The sequence below is a fragment of the Janthinobacterium sp. OK676 genome, assembly GCF_900103595.1.
In the GTDB taxonomy this organism is placed as follows: domain Bacteria; phylum Pseudomonadota; class Gammaproteobacteria; order Burkholderiales; family Burkholderiaceae_D; genus Janthinobacterium.
Genome location: NZ_FNHA01000005.1, coordinates 333,396 through 355,598 on the forward strand (window position 1 = coordinate 333,396; position 22,203 = coordinate 355,598).

The following is a 22,203-nucleotide window of genomic DNA, read 5'->3' on the forward strand; positions in this document are numbered from 1 at the left end:
CTGAAAGCGAGTCACTTTGACAATATTGTATATCCGTCACCCGGCCAAGGCATCCACCGACAGCGCGCCTGCCTGCTCCTTCGTGCTGGCCGGCGACGGCGGCGCCCTGTTGCAGCAGGGCAGCGCGCCGCTGGGTAGCCTGGGCCAGCTGATCGCCGGCGCGAAGCAGGTGGTGCTGCTGCTGGCGGCGGCCGACGTGACCCTGCTGCGCCTGAAAACCCCGCCGCTGGCCGGCGCCCGCTTGCGTGCGGCCCTGCCGGGCCTGGTGGAAGAGCACATTTTGGGCGACGCCCAGGATTGCCTGCTGGCCGCCGGCGCGCCTGATGCAAACGGCATGCGCACGGTGGCCGTGGCGCAGCGTGCCTGGGCCGAGGTCCTCGTGAAAGCCTTGCTGGCGCAGGGCGCACGCAAGGTGGTCTTGCTGCCATCGCAGCTGTGCCTGCCCTTGCAGCCGGGCAGCGTGACGGCCGCCCTGCAGGCTAGCGGCGATGGCCTGGAACTGGCCTTGCGCCAGGCGCCGCAAGAGGGCCTGGGCCTCGTGCTGCCGCCCCAGCCGCAGCAGGCGCTGCTGACGACGCGCGCGTTTGCCGGCGATGTGCCGCTGACGGTCTACGTGGCGCAGGCCGAGCTGGCGCAATATCAACAGCTGGCTGCCGGCATGGATGGCGTGACGGTGGAGCCCGACCATTGGGCGCACTGGATCGCCGGCGCCAAGGGCGCTGGGCTGGACCTGGCCGGTGCCCTGGGCACGGCGACGGGATCGGCCACCGAATGGCGCCGCTGGCGCTGGCCGCTGCGCCTGGCGCTGCTGGCCGTGGTCGTCAACCTGGCCGGCATGAATATCGAATGGATGCGCCTGAAGCGCGAAGCGGCCACCGTGCGTACCTCGATGCAGCAAACCTTCAAGGCCGCGTATCCGAACGAAGCGCCCGTGTATGGACTGGAAGCGGAACAGATGCGGCGCAATATCACTGCCGCCCGCCTGCAAAGCGGGCAGGCCAGCATGGATGATTTCACGAGCATGAGCGCGGCCTTGGGCGAGGCGCTGGGCGGCCTGGCCGGGCGCGGCGTGGTGGCCTCGCTGGAATACCGCGAGCGCAGCCTGATCGTCAAGCTGAAACCTGACATGGTCGACGCCAGCGCCCAGGCGCAGGTGCGCGACGGCCTGGCCGCGCGCAAGCTGACCTTGAATGAAACGGCGCCGGGCGTGTGGAAGATCACGCCGGCCACGGGAGCAAAAGCATGAGTGCAGCAGTCAACAAGGCACGCGCCGCGCTGGCGGGACAACAGCAAAATGTGCAGGCCTTCTGGGCCGAGCGCACGCCACAGGAACGCAAGCTCTTGACCATCGGCGGCGTCGTGGCGGGGCTGGCCCTCGTCTATGCCGTCTTCTTCGAGCCTGCCTGGACGGGCCGCATCGCCTTGCAAAAGAGCTTGCCCGAGCTGCGCCAGAACGCGGCCCAGCTGCAGGCGCTGGCCCGTGAAGCGGGCGAGCTGGCGCGCCAGGCGCCCGTGCAGGTGGCCCCCATGAGCCGTGACAGCCTCGACGCCTCGCTGAAAGCGCGCGGCCTGACGCCGCAATCGCTGTCGCTGACGGGGGAATATGCGCGCGTGCAGCTGAACGGCGTGCCGTTCGCCAGCGTCATGCTGTGGCTGGACGGCTTGCGCCGCGAAGGCCGCGTGGCCGTACAGGAAGCGAAGATCACGGCGCAGGGCAAGGCGGGGCTGGTCGACGCCAGCCTGACCCTGCACCAGAGCCCTGGCGCGGCACGATGATGCGCCTGCTTGGCTGGCTGCTGGCCATCATCGTCAGCGTGTGCGTCACCCTGCTGGTGTTTTTCCCGGCCGGCTGGGTGGCCAGTATCGTGGAAAAACAGACGGGCGGACGTTTGACCTTGGGCGACGCGCAAGGTACCCTGTGGCGCGGCTCGGCCTTTATCGGCGGAGCATCCAGCGCGAATGGCGCCGTGACGCCGCTGCTGCCGGGGCGTTTCAGCTGGCGCATTTCGCCCTCGGTGCTGTGGGGATCGGCGGACGTGGAACTGCAAAACCCGCAGGCCCTGTCGCAGCCGGTGAACCTGCGCGGCTCGTGGTCGCACTGGCAAGTGAGCCCGGCGGCCCTGCTGCTGCCGGCCGATGGCCTCGGCGGCCTGGGCGCGCCTTTGAATACCGTGGCGCCGACGGGCAGCATGCGCCTGTCGTGGAGCACCCTGGAGCTGGCCCTGGAGAAGCAGCAGTTTTCCGCCGTTGGCCGCACCACCTTGCAGATGACGGACATGGCGTCGCGCCTGTCGTCCCTGCGTCCGCTGGGCAGCTACGAGCTCGATTTCGATTGGCAGGGGCAGCAGGCGACGTTGACACTGCGCTCCATCAAGGGACCGCTGCTGCTCGATGGCAGCGGCAGCCTGCAACAGGGGCGCATGCAGTTTTCCGGCCAGGCCCAGGCCGCAGCAGGATATGAAGAGACCTTGGCGAGTTTGTTGAATTTGCTGGGACAGCGCCGTAGCAATAGCGAAAAAAACATCATCGCCTTAGAGTTCAGACAATGAAAAAACCATCCGTGAGCCCCATTACCTCCTCCTTCTCGCTGCGCCGCCTGTCGGCCGCCGCCTTGCTGTGCTGTTCCGTGGCCGGCATGCCGGCGCCCGTCTGGGCCGCGCCCGGCGATGAAGCGGCGCTCAATTTCGTCGGCGCCGACATCGAATCGGTGATCAAGGCGGTGGGCCATTACACCAACATCAATTTCGTCATCGATCCGCGCGTCAAGGGCACGATCACCCTGGTGTCGGAAAAGTCGATCAGCAAGACGCAGGCCTTCGGGCTGCTTGCTTCCGCGCTGCGCCTGCAGGGCTATGCGGTGGTCTCCGGCGACGGCTATGCGAAAGTGGTGCCGGAGGCGGACGCCAAGCTGCAATCCGTGCCGACCCAGGTGGGCAATGGCAGCAGCCAGGTGAAGGGCGACCAGATCGCCACCCAGGTGTTTTACCTGAACTACGAATCGTCGGCCAACCTGCTGGCCGTGCTGCGGCCCCTGATTTCGCCGAACAACACGATCAACGCCAACCCGGGCAACAACTCGCTGGTGATCACCGATTATGCGGATAACCTCAAGCGTCTGGCGAAGATCATCGCCGCGCTCGACGTGCCCGCGTCGACGGACCTGGACGTGATCCCCGTGCGCTATGCCATCGCTTCCGACCTGGCCTCGATGGTGAACAAGTTGATGGAAGGCGGGAATGCGGGCGGCGCCGCAGGGGCCGATGCGGGCAAGGTGTCCGTGCTGGCCGACCCGCGCACCAATTCGCTGGTGCTGCGCGCGCCATCGGCCGCGCGCGCCAATTTGGCCAAGTCGCTGATCTCGAAGCTGGACCAGCCCACCACGCAACTGGGCAACGTGCACGTGGTGTACCTGAAAAATGCGGACGCCACCAAGCTGGCGCAGACCCTGCGCTCGGTCGTGACGTCGGACGGCACGGCCGCGTCGGCGCAGCAGGGCACGAGCAACCTCGCCACGAACAACCAGATCAGCCAGAACAACAGCGGCATGAACAGCACTGGCCTGGGCGGCAATACGCAAAGCGGCACCACGGGCGGCGCGTCGCTGAACAACGGGCCGCAACAGCTTTCGTCGGGCGGCGCGGCCGGTTTCATCCAGGCCGATGCATCGACGAATACCCTGATCCTGACCTGCAACGAAGCCGTCTACCGCAACCTGCGCGCCGTGATCGACCAGCTCGACGTGCGCCGCGCCCAGGTCTACATCGAGGCGCTGATCGTCGAAGTGACGTCGGCCAAGGCCTCGGAATTCGGCGTGCAGTGGCTGGGCCTTTCCGGCGACAGCACCAGCAACTATCGCGTGGGCGCGCTGCAGTCGTTCGCTTCGGGCACCAGCAACAACATCGCCGCCATCGCCACGGGCGGCGGCAAGGTCTTGCCGACGGGCGGCCTGACGGTGGGCATCTTCAAGCAGATCAACGGCGCGCTGGGCCTGGGCGCCGTGGCGCATGCGCTGGAATCGGACGGCAACGCCAACATCCTGTCGACGCCGAACCTGATCACCCTGGACAACGAACTGGCGACCATCAAGGTGGGCCAGAACGTGCCTATCCTGACGGGCCAGTACACGAGCACGGCCGGTACCAACACGAACCCGTTCCAGACCATCGACCGCAAGGAAGTGGGCCTGACCCTGAAGGTGCGTCCGCAGATTTCCGAAGGCGGCACCATCAAGCTGGGCATCTATCACGAGACGTCGAGCGTGGACAAATCCACGGCGTCGGCCGTCAGCGGCATCACCATCAACAACCGCGTCATCGAAAACAATGTGCTGGCCGACGATGGCCAGATCATCGTGCTCGGCGGCCTGATCGAGGACAGCACGGGCGACAACGCGGAAAAAGTGCGCGGCCTGGGCGACATCCCGCTGATCGGCAACCTGTTCAAGTACCAGACGCGCGAGCGCAAGAAAACCAATCTGATGATCTTCCTGCGCCCCGTCATCGTGCGCAACAAGGAGCAGAGCGGCAGCCTGGCGGCCGACCGCTACGACTACATGCGTTCGGCCGAGACGGCCGCCGTGCCGGCCACGGGCAACCTGATGCTGAAAGATCTGGGCACGCCGGTGCTGCCGGCCCTGCAGGATGGCCAGCCGGTGGGCGGCAGCATGGTGACGCGTCCCGTGCCGCCGGCGCCGACGCCGCCGCCAGGCGCGCCGGCCAACGCGGCCACGCCGCCGCAGTCGATGCTGCAGCAATACCAGCAGCAGCAACAGCCACAGAAGTGATCGGGTCGCCATGAGTAATCTGCTTCCCTACGCCTACGCGCGCGATTTCGGTCTGCTGGCCCGGCCCGGCGCCATCGACGGCGCCCCCGTCGAAGTGCTGGTGGCCGCATCGACGGCGCCGGCGGCGATTGCCGAAGTGTCGCGCCGTTTCGGCCAGATCCAGCTGACGGTCTTGCCGCGCGGCGAACTCGATGCGGCCATCGCCAGCGCCTATGCGGGCGGTGGCGGCGACGCCTCGCAGATGGCCGATGAATTCGACGCCGACCTCGATCTGACCAAGCTGCTGCAGGACGTGCCGGCCATCGAGGACTTGCTCGAATCGTCCGACGACGCGCCCGTCATCCGCATGATCAACGCGCTGCTCACGCAGGCGCTGCGCGAAGGCGCGTCCGATATCCACATCGAGCCGTTCGAGCAGACGTCCGTCGTGCGCTTTCGCATCGACGGCAGCCTGCGCGACGTCGTGCGCCCCCGCAAGGCCATCCACGGTTCGCTGATTTCGCGTATCAAGATCATGGCGCAGCTCGACATCGCCGAGAAACGCTTGCCGCAGGACGGCCGCATCACCCTGCGCGTGGGCGGCAAACCCGTCGACGTGCGCGTCTCGACCCTGCCCACGGGGCATGGCGAACGGGCCGTGTTGCGTTTGCTGGACAAGGAAGCGGGCCGCCTCGACCTGCAGCACCTGGGCATGAGCGCGCCCATGCTGGCGCAGTTCGATGGCCTGATCACGCAGCCGCACGGCATCGTGCTCGTCACGGGCCCCACCGGCTCGGGCAAGACGACCACCTTGTACGCGGCGCTGTCGATGCTCAACGCCACGACCACGAACATCCTGACGGTGGAAGACCCGATCGAGTACGACCTGGCCGGCGTGGGCCAGACGCAAGTCAATCCGCGCATCGACATGACGTTTGCCAAGGCGTTGCGAGCGATTCTGCGGCAGGATCCGGACGTGATCATGATCGGCGAGATCCGCGACCTGGAAACGGCGCAGATCGCCGTGCAGGCGTCGCTGACGGGCCACCTGGTGCTGGCGACCCTGCACACGAACGACGCCTCGGCGGCTGTCACGCGCTTGCTCGACATGGGCATCGAACCGTTCCTGCTGTCGTCGTCCCTGCTCGGCGTGCTGGCGCAGCGCCTGGTGCGCAAATTGTGCGGTTCCTGCAAGACCTTCGATGGCCAGTACTGGCAGGCCGTCGGCTGCGAGCATTGCGGCCAGACGGGCTACCAGGGCCGCGTGGGCGTGTACGAGCTGCTGCGCACGACGGAGCAGATCCGCGCGCAGATCCACAACCGCGCGTCGGAAGCGGAAGTGCGCACGGTGGCCCTGCAGGACGGCATGCTGAGCATGCGCGACGACGGCGAACGCTGGCTGCGCGACGGCACCACCACGCAAGCTGAATTGCTGCGCGTGACCAAAGACTAGGCCCGCCACCATGCCCGCATTCCGCTATGAAGCCGTCGACGCGCAAGGCGCCACCCGCAAGGGCGTGCTCAATGCCGACAGTCCCCGTTCCGCGCGCGCCGAGCTGCGCGTGCAAGGCCTGGTGCCGCTGGCCGTCGAACCGATCGCCGCGCAGGTGGACGCCGCCGGCGTGACCAAACGGCGCGGCTTCGGCGAGCGCCTGTCGAGCACCGAACTGGCCCTGTTTACGCGCCAGCTGGCCAGCTTGCTGGAAGCGGGCCTGCCGCTGGAGCAGGCGTTTTCCGCGCTGCTGGAACAGGCCGAGCGGCCATATCTGCGCGACCTGATCGCCTCGATCCGCTCGGAAGTGATCGGCGGCGCCGCGTTTTCCGACGTGCTGGCGCGCCATCCGCGCGACTTCGCCGAAATTTACCGCGCCTTGGTGGCGTCGGGCGAGCAGATCGGCCATCTGTCGCGCGTGCTCTCGCGCCTGGCCGACTATATCGAACGGCGCAATGCGCTGGTGCAGAAGGTCAAGCTGGCGTTTACCTATCCGGCCATCGTCACGGTGGTGGCGTTTTCCATCGTGATTTTCCTGCTCACCTACGTGGTGCCGCAGATCGTCTCCGTGTTCGCCAACACCAAGCAGAAGCTGCCCATGCTCACCGTGATCATGCTGGCGTTGTCGGACTTCGTGCGCAACTATGGCCTCATCGTGGCCGTGATCCTGGCCGGCGCCTGGTTCGCCTGGCGCCGCGCGCTGCAGCAGCCGGCCCTGAAGCGGCGCTGGCATACCTGGCTGCTGACGGCGCCCTTGTACGGCAAATTCGAACGCAGCCTGAATACGGCGCGCTTTGCCAGCACCCTGGCCATTACCACGGGGTCCGGCGTGCCGATTTTGCGCGCGCTCGACACGAGCCGCGATACGCTCACCAACGTGGCGATGCAGGAACTGGTGACTGACGCCAGCGGCGCCGTGCGCGAAGGCGTCAGCCTGGCGCGCGCGCTGTCGGCGCAAAAGCATTTTCCGCCCATGCTGATCCACATGATACGCGCGGGCGAAATCACGGGCGAGCTGCCGGCCATGCTGGAACGCGCGGCCAGCGCGCAGGAGCAGGACCTGGAACGCCGCACGCTCACCATCGCCGGCCTGCTGGAGCCGGCCCTGATCCTGGCCATGGGCGTGGTGGTGCTGCTGATCGTGCTGGCCGTGCTGATGCCGATTATCGAAATCAATCAGCTCGTCAGATAAGAAACCCAAGGAAGCCATGAAGCGTTTGCCTCAATTTACAAGTTTGCTCGCCGTCGTGGCGCTGTCCGTGTCGCTGGCCTACTGGGCCATGCAGCTGTTCAAGGCGCCGCAGCGCCCCATCAATCCACCCGCCGTACCGGTGGTGCAGGATGCCAGCGTGGAGGCGGGCGCCTCGCTGTTCGGCGGCCAGGTCAGCGTGGCCACGGCCAGCAACTACCAGCTCAAGGGCGTGGTCGCCGCCGGCAATGGCCGCGGCAGCGTGGCCATCATCTCGACCGATGGCAAGCCGTCCGTGGCCTTGCCGGAAGGCGCCGAGGTGGTGCCTGGCGTGACGGTGCTGGAAGTGCATGCGCGCCACGTGCTGCTGCGCGATGGCGGCGTGAGCAAGCGCATCGACCTGGTGGCCGACGACAAGGCGCTGGCCTTGCCGGGACCCGTGTCCGCCACCCCCACGCCGGTGCCGGCCCCGGCGCCGGCAACGAACCTGGTACCGCCGCCGCTGCCGATGGAGCAGCAGCGTCCGGCGACCGTGATGCCGGCGCCGCCGCAGGTGACCACCACCAGCACGCCGCCGTCGAATTAACGCTCATTAACGCTGATTAACGCCGTTCTTATCGTATTTTGCCGATGGCGCCATGCCGTCATCGCGACAGGAGTCTTCATGTTCTCGATCCGTGCCGTCCTGGCGGGCTGCGTGGCGGCGCTGTGCGTCTTGCCGCAAGCCGCCGCAGCCGCCGACGCTCCCGCCGTCACGCCTTCCCCCGTTTCTACCGTTGCCGTCCCCGCGCCCGTGCCGGCGCGCCCGCGCATCGCCCTCGTCCTGTCGGGTGGCGGCGCGCGCGGCCTCGCGCATATCGGCGTATTGAAAGTGCTGCAGGAGTTGCACGTGCCCATCGACATGGTGGTCGGCACCAGCATGGGCGGCGTGGTGGGCGGCGCGTATGCGGCCGGCGCTTCCGTGGCGGACCTGGAAAAGATGGCGCGCGAGACCAACTGGGCGCGCGTGGTGGCCGACCGTCCGCCGCGCGACGAGCTGACGTTCCGCCGCCGCGAGGAAGATTTATTGCTGCCGTCGCGCATCGAGTTCGGCACCAGCCGCAACGGCATTTCCACGCCGCCGGCGGCGGCCAGCAATGCGGCGCTGGAAACGGCCTTGAACCGCCTGCTGCCGGCCGGTATGCGCGACCGTCCCGCCAGCCAGTTGCCCCTGCCTTTCCGTTCGGTGGCGTCGGACCTGGTCAACGGCGAACTGGTGGAGCTGGTCGATACGCCCCTGTTCCTGTCGATGCGCGCCTCGCTGGCCGTGCCCGGCGTGTTCGCCCCCGTGCGCGTGAACAACCGCCTGGTGGTCGACGGGGGGCTGGTGCGCAACCTGCCCGTCGACATGGCACGCGCCATGGGTGCCGACATCATCATCGCCGTCAACGTGGGCACGCCGCTGGCGCCGGAAAAAGAGCTGGGCAGCGCCATCGGCGTGGCGCAGCAGATGCTGCAAATTCTCACGGAGCAGAACGTGCAGCGCTCGCTCAAGGAGCTGCAGCCGCAGGATATCCTGGTGGCGCCGGACCTGACGGGCGTCAGTTTCCTCGACTTTGAAAACTATGCGCGCGCCATGCGCGCCGGCGAACAGGCGGCGCAGGCGCTGGCCGCCCGCCTGGCGCCGCTGGCCCTGCCGCCGGAACAGTATGCGGCGCGCGAGCAGCTGCGCCTGGCGGCGCCGGCCCTGCTGGACGTGGCCCTGCCGCTCACGCGCCTGGCCGTCGAGAGCGAAGGCGCGATCAACCCGCGCATCCTGCAGGCGCAATCGGGCCTGGTGGAAGGGCAGTCGGTCAGCCAGGAGGATGTGCTCAAGGCGGCTGCAAAACTGTATGGCCGCGGCGACGTGGCGCGCGTGGAGACTGAAGTGGTCGATGCGGGCGACCAGCGCACGGTGAACATCAAGGCGGTCGAAGCGCCATGGGCCAGCAACCGCCTGCGCGTGGGCCTGGAACTGGCCAGCGATTTCAGGGACAGCAATAATTTCGCCCTGAAGCTGCTGCATGCGCGCTCGAACCTGAACAGCTGGGGCGGCGAGTTGCGCAGCACGGCGCAGATCGGTAATGCGCGCGGCTATGGCCTGCAGTTCTGGCAGCCGCTGGGGGCCGGCAACCCGTGGTATATCGCGCCGCAGCTGCAATACACATCGTCGGCGATAGATTTGTTCGACAATGGCCGGCGCAGCGCCCGCCTGGCATATAACGGCCAGACAGCCGCACTGGTGCTGGGACGCCAGTTCGGTAACTGGGGCGATCTGCAGTTCGGCGTCGCGCGTACGGAACTCAAGGGCAAGCTGGCGATTCCGGCCGATCCTACGCAGCCGGAGTCGCGCGCGCTGGGCAGCACGCAGTTCGTGCGGTTCCGTGCCGATACGCTCGATTCGCCGGGTTTTCCCACGCGTGGCGTGCTGCTTGAGGCCACCTGGGCGCGCGATACGACCACGGGCTCGGGCGAGGCGGCCTTGGGCCAATCCTCGATCACGGGCTTGAAGGCTTTTAACCACGGCAACTGGGCCGGTCACGTGTATGGCGAATGGGCGCGCTCGCAGCGTGACGAAGCGCCGCTCAACCTCGGTGGTTTCCTGCGCTTGTCCGGCACGGAATTTGAATCGGTGAGAGGACGCAGTATCGCCTTTGCGCGCTTCGTGATGGCGCGCCGCATCGGTTCCCTGCCCAGCACCCTGGGTGGCGTCGTGCGGGCTGGCTTTTCGCTGGAGATGGGCGGCGGCTTCGACCAGAGCGAGCGCTGGAAAAGCAGCAAATTCACTCAGGCGAGCAGCGCCTTTGTCTCCGTCGACACGCGCTTCGGTCCCGTGTATGTGGCGGCGGGCGCGACCAAGGGAGGCGAGAGCACCCTTTATCTGTTCCTGGGACCGGTCTGGTAGGACGCCGCCGGGGCGGTGGACGCCGTGCTGCGGCGCAGGGCCGTGAAGGCGGCAAATTCCCATGAGCGAAAGCCCAGCAGCAGGGTAAAACCATCGCGCTCGGCGGGGGCCAGGCGCCGGTCGTTCTGGTGCAGGCGCGCCAGTTCCTCGGCCAGTTGGCGGATCTTCTGCACCAGCTCTTGCGCGCTCGACAGCGACAGGCGCGCCGGGATGCACATCAGCGTTTCGCCGGCGCCATCGAAATGCCCGCTGAAATAATCGGCCACCACGTGTTCGCGGAAGTATTGCTGCACCGGGCCGTCGGCCAGCCAGTGGAAGGCGTTCGAGACGCGCAGGCTGTAGCGGTTCAGCGGCTTGAGTTCGATCAAGCCCAGGCGGTCCAGTTCGGCCAGGCAGCCGATGCATTCGGCCTGCGTCAGCGCATACGTTTCCACCACCTGCTCCAGGCTCCAGTGACCGAGACAGCAGATGGCCACCAGCAGCAGGCGCGGATGCGCGACCAGCGACTTTTCCTGCACCAGGGTGAGCGTGTCGGCATGCGGCGTGATGTCGGCGGCGCCGCGCAGCACGTCTTCCATGGCGATGCCCGATGCCTTGCAGATCAGGGCCAGGCGCGACAGCGACATGTCGTGCTGGCCAAACATGCGCTTGACGCTCGATTCGCTCATGCCGATGCGTTCGGCCAGCACTTTATAGGTGATGCCGGCGGCGCGCAGTTGCGTGCGCAGCACGCGCAAAACCAGTTCAGGTGAACTCACGAGATATCCTTTTTTACAAGTTTGGTAGCGGGTAACGGTACCGAATGTAGCCGTTAATGGCACTTTGCACAAGGTGATAGTACTTTTCCGCAAAAGCGATGACACTCCCGCTTGTGGCCCGCACAGCGCGCTACAACCAGGCAATCCATTCACTTGTAGAGGTTATCCATGTTCCCATCTTTCCGTTTCTCCGCAGCGTTGCTGGCGCTGGCCGCCATCGCTCCCTTGCACGCCTTCGCAGCCGAGCCTGCACCAGGTCCCTTCTATGCGGGCGCCAGCTATGGCTTTCGCGCCAGCACCGGTCTCGATTGCACCACCGGCCAAAGCAATTGCGACAAAAGCAGCAAGCGCAACGGCAAGGCCTACGTGGGTTACAGTTTCGACGCGCTGCCGTTTCAGGGCGGCGTGGCCGTGCCTTCGATTGAGCTGGTGGGGTACATGGGCGGCGAGGTCAAGTCCGGCTTCGACACGGACGCGGGCAAGCGCGCTGGCCGCGGCAAGTTCACGGGCCTCGGCATGCAAGGCGTGCTCGGCTACAAGCTCGACGCATTTACCCTGAGCGGTCGCGCCGGCGCAGCCTATACGCGGGGCAAGGTCGATTATCTGGATGGCGGTTCGGACAGGAAGGACAAGATCGGCCTGACCTACGGCATCGGCGCGGCGTATGCGCTGAACAATAACTGGTCGCTGCACCTCGACTGGGACCGCGTGCCCGTCAAGTACAACAGCAAGCAAACGACCAAGGTCGACATGTTTTCGCTGGGCGCGTCCTACCATTTCTAAGGGATGATGCCGCGGCACAGAGTGGCCTGATGGCGGACGCCCCAGAACGGGGTGTCCGCGGGCGGCCAAAAATGACCATGGCGGCGTTGCATGTCCTCGCCGTATTATTCATACTGTCTTCGTCCATGCGCCTTGCCATGGACATTTTGAGATCAGTCTTTGACGTCCACTTTCAACAGCAGTTTCGCCAGCAGGCGTTTTTCCTGCTGGCGCTGGCCCGACACGGTTTTCACGTGCGCCCCGGCGGCGCGCTGCAGGGCGGCGGTGGCGACCGGATTGCGCGGTTTTTGCGAGGGCTCGACGCGGAACTGCATTTTCTGCCGCGTCGCCAAGGCCTTGTTTGCCATCAGTTTCCCCCTTCCTTCTTACAGCACGTAGCGCGACAGGTCCTCGTTGACCGACAGCGCTTCCAGGCGTTCATTGACGTAGGCCGCATCGATCACCAGCAGGTTTTCCGTGCTGCTGCTGCCTTCGCTGGCCGTAAACGACACTTCTTCCAGCAGTTTTTCCATCACCGTGTGCAGGCGGCGCGCGCCGATGTTTTCCGTGCGCTCGTTGACCGAATAGGCGATTTCCGCCAGGCGCGTGATGCCTTCCGGCGCGAATTGCAGTTTCAGGTTTTCCGTCGCCAGCAAGGCTTCGTACTGCATCGTCAGGCAGGCGTCGGTGCTCGTCAAGATACGCTCGAAGTCCGCAATCGACAGCGATTCCAGCTCCACGCGGATGGGGAAGCGCCCCTGCAGTTCCGGGATCAGGTCCGACGGCTTCGACAGGTGGAACGCGCCCGAGGCGATGAACAGGATGTGGTCCGTGCGTATCATGCCGTACTTGGTGTTGACGGTCGTGCCTTCGACCAGCGGCAGCAGGTCGCGCTGCACGCCCGCGCGCGAAACGTCGGCGCCGCCCGATTCCGAACGCGAGGCGATCTTGTCGATCTCGTCCAGGAAGACGATGCCGTTCTGCTCGACGTTCTGGATGGCCTTCTGTTTCAGCTCGTCTTCGTTGAGCAGCTTGGCCGCTTCTTCCTCGACCAGCAGTTTCAAGGCTTCGCGGATCTTGACCTTGCGCGCCTTCTTGCGCTGCCCGCCCACGCCCGAGAACATGGACTTGATCTGCTCCGTCATTTCTTCCATGCCCGGCGGCGCCATGATTTCCATCTGCGGGCCAGCCTCGGCCAGCTCGATCTCGATTTCCTTGTCATCGAGCTCGCCCTGGCGCAATCGCTTGCGGAAGGTCTGGCGCGTGCTGTCGCCGCTGCCCGTGTCCACGGCCGCCGCCGTATTCGGCGTGAAGCCGAAGTCGCGCGCCGGCGGCACGAGGATGTCGATGACGCGGTCTTCGGCCGCATCTTCGGCGCGAGCGCGCACTTTCTTCATTTCCAGCGCGCGCGTCTGCTTGATGCCGATGTCGATCAGGTCGCGGATGATGGTGTCGACGTCGCGGCCCACATAACCGACTTCCGTGAATTTGGTTGCTTCGATCTTGATGAATGGCGCCTCGGCCAGCTTGGCCAGGCGGCGCGCGATTTCCGTCTTGCCGACGCCCGTGGGGCCGATCATGAGGATATTTTTTGGCGTGATTTCATGGCGCAGGGGCTCGGCCACCTGCTGGCGGCGCCAGCGGTTGCGCAGGGCGATGGCGACGGCGCGCTTGGCCTTGGCCTGGCCCACCACGTGCTTGTCGAGTTCGGTAACGATTTCCGACGGGGTCATGTTCATGATCATAGTTGGCTTTCTGTATTCTGTGCTCGGGGACGCTTAGTCCAAGGTCTCGATGATGTGCGACATGTTCGTGTAGATGCAGAGTTCCGCGGCGATGGTCAGCGATTTCTTGACCACGTCGGCCGGCGACAAATCCGTGTTTTCCTGCAGCGCCTTGGCGGCGGACTGGGCGTAGGTGCCGCCCGAGCCGATGGCGCCGATGCCGTCTTCCGGTTCCAGCACGTCGCCATTGCCCGTGATGACGAGGGTCGACTCGCTGTCGGCCACCAGCAGCATCGCTTCCAGGCGGCGCAGCACACGGTCGGTGCGCCAGTCCTTGGCCAGTTCGACGGAGGCGCGCAGCAGATTGCCCTGGTGTTTTTCCAGCTTGCCTTCAAAGCGGTCGAGCAAGGTAAAAGCGTCGGCGGTGCCGCCGGCAAAGCCGACCAGGACTTTGCCCTGATACAACTTACGCACTTTGCGGGCCGTGCCCTTCATGACGATGTTGCCGAGCGTTACCTGGCCGTCGCCGCCCAGGGCGACTTGCTTGCCGCGCCGGACGCAGAGGATGGTGGTGCCGTGAAATTGTTCCATAGTGACCTCAAAAGATTCGTGCGTATGCGTGCAAGACCATGCGATTGCGCGCCCATGCTTCAAAAGTGGGGATGGAAAAGGCAATTGCAAGCGGCACTTGCCGCTGCCGTGCCTGCTTCAGTGTAGTCGGCGCGGGACGAAAAAAAAGCACGCAACCGAAGGTTGTGTGCTTTTTTATCGCCATCGCGCAGCCCCCGAAGCGGCCACGCAAGGGGAGGGCGATCAGTCGCCGTACAGCTTTTGCTTCAGTTCGCGCCGTTGCTGGGCTTCCAGCGACAGGGTGGCGGTAGGACGGGCGATCAGGCGCGGGATGCCGATAGGCTCGCCCGTTTCTTCGCACCAGCCATAGTCGCCGGCGTCGATGCTGGCGATCGATTGCTGCACTTTCTTCAGCAATTTGCGCTCGCGGTCGCGCGTGCGCAGTTCCAGCGCATGCTCTTCCTCGATGGTGGCGCGGTCGGCAGGGTCCGGTACGAGCACGGTTTCACGCAAGTGTTCCGTGGTTTCGCCGGCGTTTTTCAGCAGGTCTTTTTCGAGCTGCTGCAGGCGCGCCTTGAAGAATGCCAGTTGTGCCGGATTCATGTAGTCATCTTCGCTCATGGCGCGAATTTGCTCTTCGCTGATGAGAGGGATGTCTTGGTTGGCGGCCGGGGTCGATTTATTAGTTTTGGTCATAACTTCGCTTACCTTCGATACGACAGAGTTTTCAAATTGATCAGTTGATGCGGCGATACCGAGCAACTGTACAGGTTCCGCTTGGCATTGCTGTCCCGCTGTACTGCGTGCGACCTTGGCTTGCCGGCGTAAGTCAGGATTGCCGGCCGGCCATGGTGCCATGTTGATAACCTTTTACCGCTCTATGCCAGTCGCGCTATGCGCGCGTCAACGGGCGTGTTGGGTGGATCGGTTGCATGCCTGGCATGCGGCCAGCGGCAGTTTGCCAGCATTTCATGACAGGCGAACGACATGGGCCGTTTTCGTCGCTGATTTTGGCACGCTTTGCTTTATATTGCCATCCCGATTTGTTGACTAGCCGATCAGAGACGGCGACTTGTTGGTTTATACCAGCAAGATGGGTGTCGGACAGCGGGAAAGCGTGCTTAACTTTCCCTTTTGTTTCTGCTTTGCAACGGGTACTTTGCAAAACCCGGCTAGTTTATACCAAACATTGTTCGAGTCCGCGAATAAAAATGTCTTTTGGTAGATTTTTGCCAATAAAGACCATTTTGCTGCCGCGCACTTCGTTTTCGCCCCATTTGGCGCCCAAGTCGCTGCCCATCAGCTGGTGCACGCCCTGGAATACCACCTTGCGCTCGGCGCCCTGCATCAGCAGCACGCCCTTGTAGCGCAGCATGCGCGGACCATACACTTGCACCAGGCCGCCGAGGAACTCGTCGAGCTTGGCGCTGTCGAACGGTTGCGTGCTCTTGAAAACAAAGGCGGCGATATCGTCGCTGTGCTGCGCATGGTGGTGGTCGGCATGGCCGCAATCGGTGGCGCAGGCTTCAGTGTGCTCGTGCTTGTGCTCATGTGCGTGCTCATGTGCATGGTCATGATCGTGGACGTGCGCCGTTTCCGTGGCCAGGAAATCCGGGTCCAGTTCCAGCTTTTCGTTCAGGTTGAAGCCGCGGATGTCGAGTACTTCAGCCAGCGGGGCGCGGCCGAAATCGACCTTGGTGATCGGTGCGCGGGGATTGATGCGCTTCAGGCGGCGCGTCAGGACGGCCACGTCTTCTTCACTGACGAGGTCGGTTTTCGACAGCAGCAGCTTGTCGGCAAAGCCCACTTGCCGCTGGGCTTCTTCGTATTCATCAAGTTGCTTCATCGCATGGCGGGCGTCGACCACCGTGAGGATGGCGTCGAGCATGTAGTGGCTGCCCACTTCCTCGTCGACAAAGAAGGTTTGCGCCACGGGGCCGGGATTGGCCAGGCCCGTCGTTTCGATGACGACGCGGTCGAACGCCAGCAGGCCGGCGTCGCGCTTGCGCGCCAGTTCCGTCAAGCCCACGATCAGGTCGCCGCGCACGGTACAGCAGATGCAGCCGTTGTTCATTTCGATGATGTGCTCGTTGCTATCTTGCACCAGGATTTCATTGTCGATGTTTTCCTGGCCAAACTCGTTTTCGATCACGGCGATGCGCATGCCATGGTCTTCCTGCAGTATGCGGTTGAGCAAGGTGGTTTTGCCGGCGCCCAGGAAACCGGTGAGGATGGTGGTTGGAATCAGTGCCATGAAGGAGCCTATGCTGTAATCGGTGGTGCCGCCGCGCAAGCGGACGAATCCGGACGATTATGCCGGAATTTTGCAAAAGCTTGCAAATGCGCGCCGATCCGCTTGATATGGATCAGGCTAGCCCAGGGGCGCGGTTGTCTACTTGACCTTGGCGCGCGGGTGGGCCTGGTCGTAGACGTGCGCCAGGTGCTGGAAATCGAGCGCCGTGTAGACCTGGGTCGAGGTGATGCTGGAATGGCCCAGCATTTCCTGCACGGCGCGCAAGTCGCCCGACGACTGCAGCACGTGCGAAGCGAACGAGTGGCGCAGCACGTGCGGGTGCACATTCGCGGGAATCTCGGCGGCCAGACCATGCGCCTTCAGGCGCAGCTGCAGCACGCGGGGCGAGATGCGTGTGCCACGCGTGCTTAAAAACAAGGCAGCGCTGCCATCGGCCGCCGGCGGGCGCACGGCCAGCCAGGCAGTCAGGGCCACGAGGGCCGCCTTGCCGACCGGCACCTTGCGCATCTTGTTGCCCTTGCCCGTGACGATGACTTCGAAGCTGGCCATGTCGAGCCATCCCAGCGAGGCTGGCTGGCCGCCGTCGGCCTTGCAGTAATGGGTGTCCAGGCTGGTCAGTTCGGAGACGCGCAAGCCGCTCGAATACAGCAGCTCGAACATGGCGCGGTTGCACAGTTGCTCGGGCTCGGCGGCGCCTTGCTGGTGTTGCGCGGGCGCCACGAGGCGCACGGCATCGTCCACCGACAGCGCTTTCGGTAAAGTCTTGGCCCGCTTGGGCGCGCGGATGCCGTCGACGGGATTGGCGTCGAGCTGGGTCTCGCCGCTGAGCCAGTTGAAAAAGCCCCGCCACGACGACAGCTTGCGGGCGATCGAGCGCGGGTCGAGTCCACCGGCGTGCAGCTTGGCCGTGTAGCGGCGTACTTCGTTGTGCGCCAGCGCCGTCCATGGCGTGTTGCCGCTCAGTTCCAGCAAGGCGCGCAGGTCGCGCCCGTAGGCGTTCAGCGTATGCGGCGACAGCTTGCGCTGCGTGGCCAGCTGCGCCAGGTAGGCGTCGAGCCACTCGGCCTTGCCGCGCGCGTCACCCACGGCGTTCTCAGGCTGGCGAGCCGGCGCGCAGCGCGGCCAGGGCGGCGCTGGCCGTGGCGCCGATATGCACGAGGAAGTCCGTGCCCATGCTCGACGTAAAGCGTTCGCTGTCGGGCGAGCCGAGCACCAGCAAGCCGAAGGTGCCCGTGGTGTTCGGGGCGCGCAGGGCGATCATGACGGTCGATTCGATTTTATCCGCCTGCAACCAGTGCACGGCTTCGAAATCGCGGTTGCTGCCGCAATACGGCGTTTGCAGACTGTTGGCGAACATGCGCACGTCGGCCGTCACGTCTTCCGTGAACCAGCCGTCGGCGTGTTCCGGCAGCACTTGCCACAGGCGCAGGCTGACGTAGGGCACATCGAAATTGCTTTGCAGCGCGTCGACCAGCACGCGCGGCATGTCTGCATCGTTGCGCACTTGCAGCATGGCCTGGTTCCAGCCGTGGAATTTGCTGGCGATATCGCCATTTTCCTCGGCCACGCGGCTCAGCTTGGACATGCGCAGTTCCAGCGCCTTGTACTTGTCGCGCATCACTTCCATCTGCCGCTCCTGCAGCGAGATGGTGCGTCCCGTCAGCGGGCTGCTCAGCTTGACCTCGCCGAGCAGGGCGGTATGCTCTTCGAAGAAATTCGGATGCTCGCTCAGGTACTGGGCGACGGTGCTGGAATCGAGTGTGGCGGTCATTGAGAATATCTGTCAGTGAAAGTTGAACGCTTCATTCTAACCGAGAGTGCGGCGGCATAGGCGCAAAGGGCGAGGCGCCCGTGCATTTTCCGTTCGCCCATGAAAAAAGCGGCATGGTTGCCCATGCCGCTTTGCCTTCCTTGCTCAGCAATCACCCACGAAGGGTGATTGCGGGGCATTAGAAGTTGTGATGTAAGCCCAGGCCGATGTAGGTCCGCGAAACATCTGCCTTGCGGTTCGAAATGTCCGCGTACAGGTAGGTGCGCTTCGACAGGTTGTAGTCGTAGCCCAGCGATGCCTGCTTGGTTTTGGTCACGCCGTCTGGCGTTTTTTGACCGTAGCCAGCGCGGATTTTGCCCGGGCCGACGTCGTAGTTGGCGCCGACCAGCCATGCTTTGGTATCCGTATTGACGAGCTTGAAGTTGCTGTCATCCTGATGCTGGTACGACGCCATCAGTTTCAGTTCCGTGATCGGATTGAACGATGCGGCAACCGACCACAGCTTGGCTTCCAGCGCATTGCGCTCGTAGGCGGCCATGGCGGCGAATTGTGTGCTGTTGTACGTGGCCGAAACCGAGTACGGGTTCACTTCTGGCACGGCATTGAGCGGTACGGCGCGGTTGGCTGCTGTGGCAGTGATGGCGGCGTTGCCATTGGCTTCCTTGGCGGCGACGGTGGCATTGATCTGGAAGCCGCTAAATACTGGCGAGTTGTAGAACACGGCGTTCGAGAAGCGGTTACGCGAGTTGCCTGGTGCACTCAGCGGATCGCTGGTGTAGGCAGCCACCGTGATGTCGGTCTGGAAGCCGGCGGTCGTCGGCATGCCCGACCATGGTTCGAACGCAGTGCTCGCTTCCTGGAAAGCGGTCAGGCCACGGCCCAGACGCACGGTACCGAAGTCGCCTTGCAGACCGACGCGGCTTTGACCCTGGAACAGCGGACGGGAGTTGCTTTCCAGCGTACCCGTGTCGGATTCATAGCGAATTTCCAGTTGGAAAATGGCTTTCAAGCCATTGCCCAGATCTTCCGTACCCTTGAAACCCAGCTTGTTGTTGTCGCGTTTCGTCACGACAGTGCTCGAACCGGTCGTTTTGCCCAGGCCCGCATCGATCGTGCCGTAGATTTGGACGGACGACTGCGCTTGTGCGGTTGCGGCAAAGGCGCCGAAGAGTGCGAGGGCAACGAGTGATTTTTTCATGTCTTATTCCCTATTAAAAAGTGAGTTCCGTCCGAGATCCGAGCAGATTGAAATGCGCCAACTGCCGCGTTTCGATGAATGAACCTTAATTCGTCGGCGCGCAAGTCGTGTGGGATTGGTCAAATATGCGTGAAAAGATTGGTGAAAAGCGGCATAACTGCATGCCCCTGTTGTATTTTTGTAACGCGCGGTTTCTGTCGCTCCTGCGCCGATGGGCAACGTTCTCCCATCGCCACGCTCGCGGCGCCTTGCCATATTGACGTGTCCAGGCCACGACATTGTTGCGTTGAATCAAGTTCTTAAGCCGGCTTTGGCGGATTTATGACACAAGGACGTTACACTAAGGGACGGCCTGCATCGATGGGCCTGGAGACGACTCACCATTATTAGAATCATTGACTCAATATCGAGAATCGATGGCAAATCGCGAAACATTAGGATTGATCAAGGGCGCACGTGCTGGCGATGTGGCTTGCCAGCTGGCGTTGGGACGGGTGTATCTGTTTGGACAGGGTGTGCCGCAAAGCTTGCCGACCGCCTTGCACTGGCTGGCACGGGCGGCCCAGGAGGATAGCGAGGAAGCGTGCTTGCTGATCGGAACGCACGTGCCGTTCGAAGTGGCGCAACCGGCGGCCAAGGCGCTGATTCCCTATTACGCGCAGGCCTTCGATACCGGCCTCGTGCAGGCAGGGCTGGTGCTGGCGCAACTGGTGCTGGCCAATGCCGCCAGCAGCAGTGAAGCCTTGCGCGCCAAGGCGCGCGTGGCGCTGGACGCCGCCGTGCGCGCCGGCTTGCCCGATGCGCAATGGTTGCTCTCCATGCACGAAGGATCGCTTGCAGCGTCCGGGCCGGACAAGGGCCTTGCTGTCGAGCCCGTTTTCGATGGCGACGCGCCGCTGCACGCCTGGCTGGAGCAGGCCTGGAACCAGGGCAATCATGCGGGCTTTTTGTCGCAAGGCCTGCCGCTGGCGCGTGAGTTGCTTCAGCGCCCGGCGGCGGCTGGCGCGCGCACGATCGCCCTCGACGCGCAGCAGGTGCTGTTGCTGTCGCGTTGCGCCCAGGCATTGGCGCCCGGCGGCGATGCGGAAGGCTGGCAGTGCTGCGAGCTGGCCGCGCATGGCGGCGACCGCACGGCGCAGCTGGAGCTGGGGCTCGGCTATGCGCGCATGGATGCGCACGGCCAGCGCCAGGCCACGCGCAATGGCGCGGCCAATTTCAAGCGTGCCGTGCGCTGGCTGACGCAGGCGGGCGAGCAGGGACTGGCTGAAGCCTGGTTCGTGCTGTCGCGTATCTATACAAAACCGGAATTTTCCCAGCGCAATGTGGTGGAAGCCCATTTCTGCCTGGAGCGTGCCGCCGACCTGGGGCATGGCCCGGCCCAGCTCGAGTGCGGCATGCATGCGTGGCGTAACCGCCGCGACGGCGTCAACAACGATGTGCGGGCCGCGTACTGGCTGCTGCAGGCGCAGGCGCAAGGCAGCCGTGAAGCGGAAGCGGCGCTGGCGAAAATCGCGCCGCGAGGCGAGCCCGGCGACTGGGGCCAGGGTGCCGCCATGCACGCGGATGGGCATTTGCGCCAGCTGAGTCAGAGCCACCCTCTGCTGGCGGCGCGCCTGGAACTGGCGCGCTGCTTTCATCTGTCGCGTGCCGAGGCGCTGCTGCTCGACATCCATGCGGCCGACCAAGGGCATTGTTTGCTGATCGATATCAGCGCCACGCATGGACGCGGCAAGCGGCGCCTCGTGCTGATCCGCACGGCGCTGGAGCGTCAGTTGCTCGACCAGGTGGTGCGCCTGTTCGAGCGCGTCGATTGCGGCATCGATGGTCCGGAAGGCAATTACCGGCAGCGCCTGTACCGCCTGAAGTGCTATCTGGCCGAGCTCGATGCCGCGCAGGAACAGCAGTTCCTGGCGGCATGATGCAGCGTTGATTACAGCTCGATCGTGCCTTCGAACACGGTCACGGCCGGGCCCGTCATCAGGACGGGGTGGCCGGGGCCCTGCCAGGCGATCGACAGCTCGCCGCCGCGCGCGCTGATGTGCACCGGGGAATCGAGCAAGCCGCGACGGATGCCGGCCACGGCGGCCGCGCAGGCGCCCGTGCCGCACGCCAGGGTTTCGCCCGCGCCCCGTTCGAACACGCGCAGTTTCACGTGCTGGCGGTTGACGACCTGCATGTAGCCGGCGTTGACCCGGCGTGGGAAACGCGGATGGTGCTCGATCAGCGGGCCCGATCGTTCCAGGTCTTGCGCGTCGACATCGTCGACCACTTGCACGGCGTGCGGATTGCCCATCGACACGACGGACACCAGCACGGGAGCCGCGTGGCCCGGCAGTGCCAGGTCCAGCGGCCACAACAGATCGGTGCCTTGCTCCACACCGGCGAGGCCCGCCGCATCGAACGGCACCAGCGCCGGCTCGAGCACGGGCGCGCCCATGTCGACCGTGATGCTGCCGTCGAGTTCCAGGCGCGGCGCGATGACGCCGGCCATGGTTTCCACGCGGATGCTCGCCTTGCTTGACAATCCTTTTTCGCTGACGAACTTGACGAAGGCGCGCGCGCCGTTGCCACATTGCTCGACTTCGCCGCCATCGTTGTTATAGATGCGGTAGCGGAAGTCGCAGCCGGGCAGGCGCGGTTTTTCCACCACGAGGATCTGGTCGGCGCCGATGCCGAAACGGCGGTCGGCCAAACGCTGCCACTGGGCCGGCGTGAAATCGATATTCTGGTTGATGGCGTCGATGACGATGAAGTCATTGCCGGCGCCATGCATTTTCGTAAAGTGGAGTTTCATGTTCTG

20 protein-coding genes are annotated in these 22,203 nt (G+C 64.5%); 10 read left to right on the forward strand and 10 right to left on the reverse strand.

What is annotated here, in order from left to right:
* Positions 1-16: 16 nt before the first annotated feature.
* From gspL to BLU39_RS13020, 8 genes are all read left to right on the forward strand, one after another.
* Positions 17-1,246 carry a type II secretion system protein GspL gene (gene gspL / locus BLU39_RS12985; protein WP_232731274.1) on the forward strand — a complete coding sequence of 410 codons (1,230 nt, stop codon included), beginning with the start codon at positions 17-19 and terminating at the stop codon, positions 1,244-1,246.
* Positions 1,243-1,776 (forward strand): type II secretion system protein GspM, encoded by a 534-nt coding sequence (gene gspM, locus BLU39_RS12990; RefSeq protein ID WP_092713542.1) that lies wholly within the window; start codon positions 1,243-1,245, stop codon positions 1,774-1,776. The genes gspL and gspM overlap by 4 nt, the downstream gene beginning before the upstream one ends.
* A complete protein-coding gene (locus tag BLU39_RS12995) occupies positions 1,773-2,549 on the forward strand; it encodes a type II secretion system protein N (protein ID WP_092713544.1) in 777 nt (258 codons plus the stop codon). Before gspM ends, BLU39_RS12995 begins: the two co-directional genes overlap by 4 nt.
* Positions 2,546-4,783 carry a type II secretion system secretin GspD gene (gspD, locus tag BLU39_RS13000; RefSeq protein ID WP_092713546.1) on the forward strand — a complete coding sequence of 746 codons (2,238 nt, stop codon included), beginning with the start codon at positions 2,546-2,548 and terminating at the stop codon, positions 4,781-4,783. Before BLU39_RS12995 ends, gspD begins: the two co-directional genes overlap by 4 nt.
* A gap of 10 nt (positions 4,784-4,793) precedes the next feature.
* Complete coding sequence (gene gspE, locus BLU39_RS13005) at positions 4,794-6,215, forward strand: type II secretion system ATPase GspE (protein ID WP_092713548.1); 1,422 nt, start codon at positions 4,794-4,796, stop codon at positions 6,213-6,215.
* A 10-nt stretch (positions 6,216-6,225) separates the two neighbouring features.
* Positions 6,226-7,446, forward strand: a complete 1,221-nt coding sequence (gene gspF, locus BLU39_RS13010) for a type II secretion system inner membrane protein GspF (protein WP_046682006.1) — start codon at positions 6,226-6,228, stop codon at positions 7,444-7,446.
* A 16-nt stretch (positions 7,447-7,462) separates the two neighbouring features.
* Complete coding sequence (locus BLU39_RS13015) at positions 7,463-8,029, forward strand: type II secretion system protein N (RefSeq protein ID WP_092713550.1); 567 nt, start codon at positions 7,463-7,465, stop codon at positions 8,027-8,029.
* Positions 8,030-8,107: 78 nt separating this feature from the next.
* A complete protein-coding gene (locus BLU39_RS13020; RefSeq protein WP_092713552.1) occupies positions 8,108-10,366 on the forward strand; it encodes a patatin-like phospholipase family protein in 2,259 nt (752 codons plus the stop codon).
* Here BLU39_RS13020 and BLU39_RS13025 read toward each other — a convergent pair.
* A complete protein-coding gene (locus BLU39_RS13025; RefSeq protein WP_232731275.1) occupies positions 10,339-11,124 on the reverse strand; it encodes a helix-turn-helix domain-containing protein in 786 nt (261 codons plus the stop codon). The genes BLU39_RS13020 and BLU39_RS13025 overlap by 28 nt on opposite strands.
* 168 nt (positions 11,125-11,292) lie before the next feature.
* Between BLU39_RS13025 and BLU39_RS13030 the strand changes: the two genes are divergently transcribed.
* Complete coding sequence (locus BLU39_RS13030; RefSeq protein WP_092713554.1) at positions 11,293-11,907, forward strand: outer membrane protein; 615 nt, start codon at positions 11,293-11,295, stop codon at positions 11,905-11,907.
* Positions 11,908-12,059: 152 nt separating this feature from the next.
* On the opposite strand, the gene BLU39_RS13035 is transcribed toward BLU39_RS13030, so the two are convergent.
* From BLU39_RS13035 to BLU39_RS13070, 8 genes are all read right to left on the reverse strand, one after another.
* Positions 12,060-12,254, reverse strand: coding sequence for a hypothetical protein (locus BLU39_RS13035; RefSeq protein ID WP_077398720.1), 195 nt, complete (start codon positions 12,252-12,254; stop codon positions 12,060-12,062).
* An 18-nt stretch (positions 12,255-12,272) separates the two neighbouring features.
* Positions 12,273-13,625, reverse strand: coding sequence for an ATP-dependent protease ATPase subunit HslU (gene hslU / locus BLU39_RS13040; RefSeq protein WP_092713663.1), 1,353 nt, complete (start codon positions 13,623-13,625; stop codon positions 12,273-12,275).
* Positions 13,626-13,664: 39 nt separating this feature from the next.
* Complete coding sequence (hslV, locus tag BLU39_RS13045) at positions 13,665-14,201, reverse strand: ATP-dependent protease subunit HslV (protein WP_034753065.1); 537 nt, start codon at positions 14,199-14,201, stop codon at positions 13,665-13,667.
* Between the two features lie 222 nt (positions 14,202-14,423).
* Positions 14,424-14,876 carry an RNA polymerase-binding protein DksA gene (gene dksA, locus BLU39_RS13050; RefSeq protein WP_076565074.1) on the reverse strand — a complete coding sequence of 151 codons (453 nt, stop codon included), beginning with the start codon at positions 14,874-14,876 and terminating at the stop codon, positions 14,424-14,426.
* Between the two features lie 481 nt (positions 14,877-15,357).
* The gene (locus BLU39_RS13055; protein ID WP_092713665.1) at positions 15,358-16,434 is read right to left on the reverse strand and encodes a CobW family GTP-binding protein; all 1,077 of its coding nucleotides are present in this window, start codon (positions 16,432-16,434) and stop codon (positions 15,358-15,360) included.
* Between the two features lie 138 nt (positions 16,435-16,572).
* Positions 16,573-17,520, reverse strand: a complete 948-nt coding sequence (locus BLU39_RS13060) for a tyrosine recombinase XerC (protein ID WP_092713556.1) — start codon at positions 17,518-17,520, stop codon at positions 16,573-16,575.
* 7 nt (positions 17,521-17,527) lie between these two features.
* Positions 17,528-18,205: a DUF484 family protein gene (locus BLU39_RS13065; RefSeq protein WP_035823876.1), complete on the reverse strand. Its 678-nt coding sequence runs from the start codon at positions 18,203-18,205 to the stop codon at positions 17,528-17,530.
* Between the two features lie 178 nt (positions 18,206-18,383).
* Complete coding sequence (locus BLU39_RS13070) at positions 18,384-19,403, reverse strand: porin (RefSeq protein WP_092713558.1); 1,020 nt, start codon at positions 19,401-19,403, stop codon at positions 18,384-18,386.
* A 416-nt stretch (positions 19,404-19,819) separates the two neighbouring features.
* Here BLU39_RS13070 and BLU39_RS13075 point away from each other — a divergent pair, with 416 nt between their 5' ends.
* On the forward strand, positions 19,820-21,322 hold the full coding sequence (locus tag BLU39_RS13075) for a tetratricopeptide repeat protein (RefSeq protein ID WP_092713560.1): 1,503 nt from the start codon (positions 19,820-19,822) through the stop codon (positions 21,320-21,322).
* Positions 21,323-21,333: 11 nt separating this feature from the next.
* Here BLU39_RS13075 and dapF read toward each other — a convergent pair whose 3' ends face one another.
* Positions 21,334-22,197 carry a diaminopimelate epimerase gene (dapF, locus tag BLU39_RS13080; protein ID WP_092713562.1) on the reverse strand — a complete coding sequence of 288 codons (864 nt, stop codon included), beginning with the start codon at positions 22,195-22,197 and terminating at the stop codon, positions 21,334-21,336.
* Positions 22,198-22,203 lie beyond the last annotated feature (6 nt).

What these genes read in the sequence shown, in the direction of transcription:
- BLU39_RS13035 (WP_077398720.1), bottom strand. Translation starts at nt 12,254, where the DNA reads ATGGCAAACAAGGCCTTGGCGACGCGGCAGAAAATGCAGTTCCGCGTC.
- gspM (WP_092713542.1), top strand. Translation starts at nt 1,243, where the DNA reads ATGAGTGCAGCAGTCAACAAGGCACGCGCCGCGCTGGCGGGACAACAG.
- BLU39_RS13015 (WP_092713550.1), top strand. Translation starts at nt 7,463, where the DNA reads ATGAAGCGTTTGCCTCAATTTACAAGTTTGCTCGCCGTCGTGGCGCTG.
- BLU39_RS12995 (WP_092713544.1), top strand. Translation starts at nt 1,773, where the DNA reads ATGATGCGCCTGCTTGGCTGGCTGCTGGCCATCATCGTCAGCGTGTGC.
- gspF (WP_046682006.1), top strand. Translation starts at nt 6,226, where the DNA reads ATGCCCGCATTCCGCTATGAAGCCGTCGACGCGCAAGGCGCCACCCGC.
- BLU39_RS13055 (WP_092713665.1), bottom strand. Translation starts at nt 16,434, where the DNA reads ATGGCACTGATTCCAACCACCATCCTCACCGGTTTCCTGGGCGCCGGC.
- gspD (WP_092713546.1), top strand. Translation starts at nt 2,546, where the DNA reads ATGAAAAAACCATCCGTGAGCCCCATTACCTCCTCCTTCTCGCTGCGC.
- BLU39_RS13030 (WP_092713554.1), top strand. Translation starts at nt 11,293, where the DNA reads ATGTTCCCATCTTTCCGTTTCTCCGCAGCGTTGCTGGCGCTGGCCGCC.
- BLU39_RS13070 (WP_092713558.1), bottom strand. Translation starts at nt 19,403, where the DNA reads ATGAAAAAATCACTCGTTGCCCTCGCACTCTTCGGCGCCTTTGCCGCA.
- dksA (WP_076565074.1), bottom strand. Translation starts at nt 14,876, where the DNA reads ATGACCAAAACTAATAAATCGACCCCGGCCGCCAACCAAGACATCCCT.
- BLU39_RS13020 (WP_092713552.1), top strand. Translation starts at nt 8,108, where the DNA reads ATGTTCTCGATCCGTGCCGTCCTGGCGGGCTGCGTGGCGGCGCTGTGC.
- dapF (WP_092713562.1), bottom strand. Translation starts at nt 22,197, where the DNA reads ATGAAACTCCACTTTACGAAAATGCATGGCGCCGGCAATGACTTCATC.
- gspE (WP_092713548.1), top strand. Translation starts at nt 4,794, where the DNA reads ATGAGTAATCTGCTTCCCTACGCCTACGCGCGCGATTTCGGTCTGCTG.
- hslU (WP_092713663.1), bottom strand. Translation starts at nt 13,625, where the DNA reads ATGAACATGACCCCGTCGGAAATCGTTACCGAACTCGACAAGCACGTG.
- BLU39_RS13075 (WP_092713560.1), top strand. Translation starts at nt 19,820, where the DNA reads ATGGCAAATCGCGAAACATTAGGATTGATCAAGGGCGCACGTGCTGGC.
- BLU39_RS13065 (WP_035823876.1), bottom strand. Translation starts at nt 18,205, where the DNA reads ATGACCGCCACACTCGATTCCAGCACCGTCGCCCAGTACCTGAGCGAG.
- hslV (WP_034753065.1), bottom strand. Translation starts at nt 14,201, where the DNA reads ATGGAACAATTTCACGGCACCACCATCCTCTGCGTCCGGCGCGGCAAG.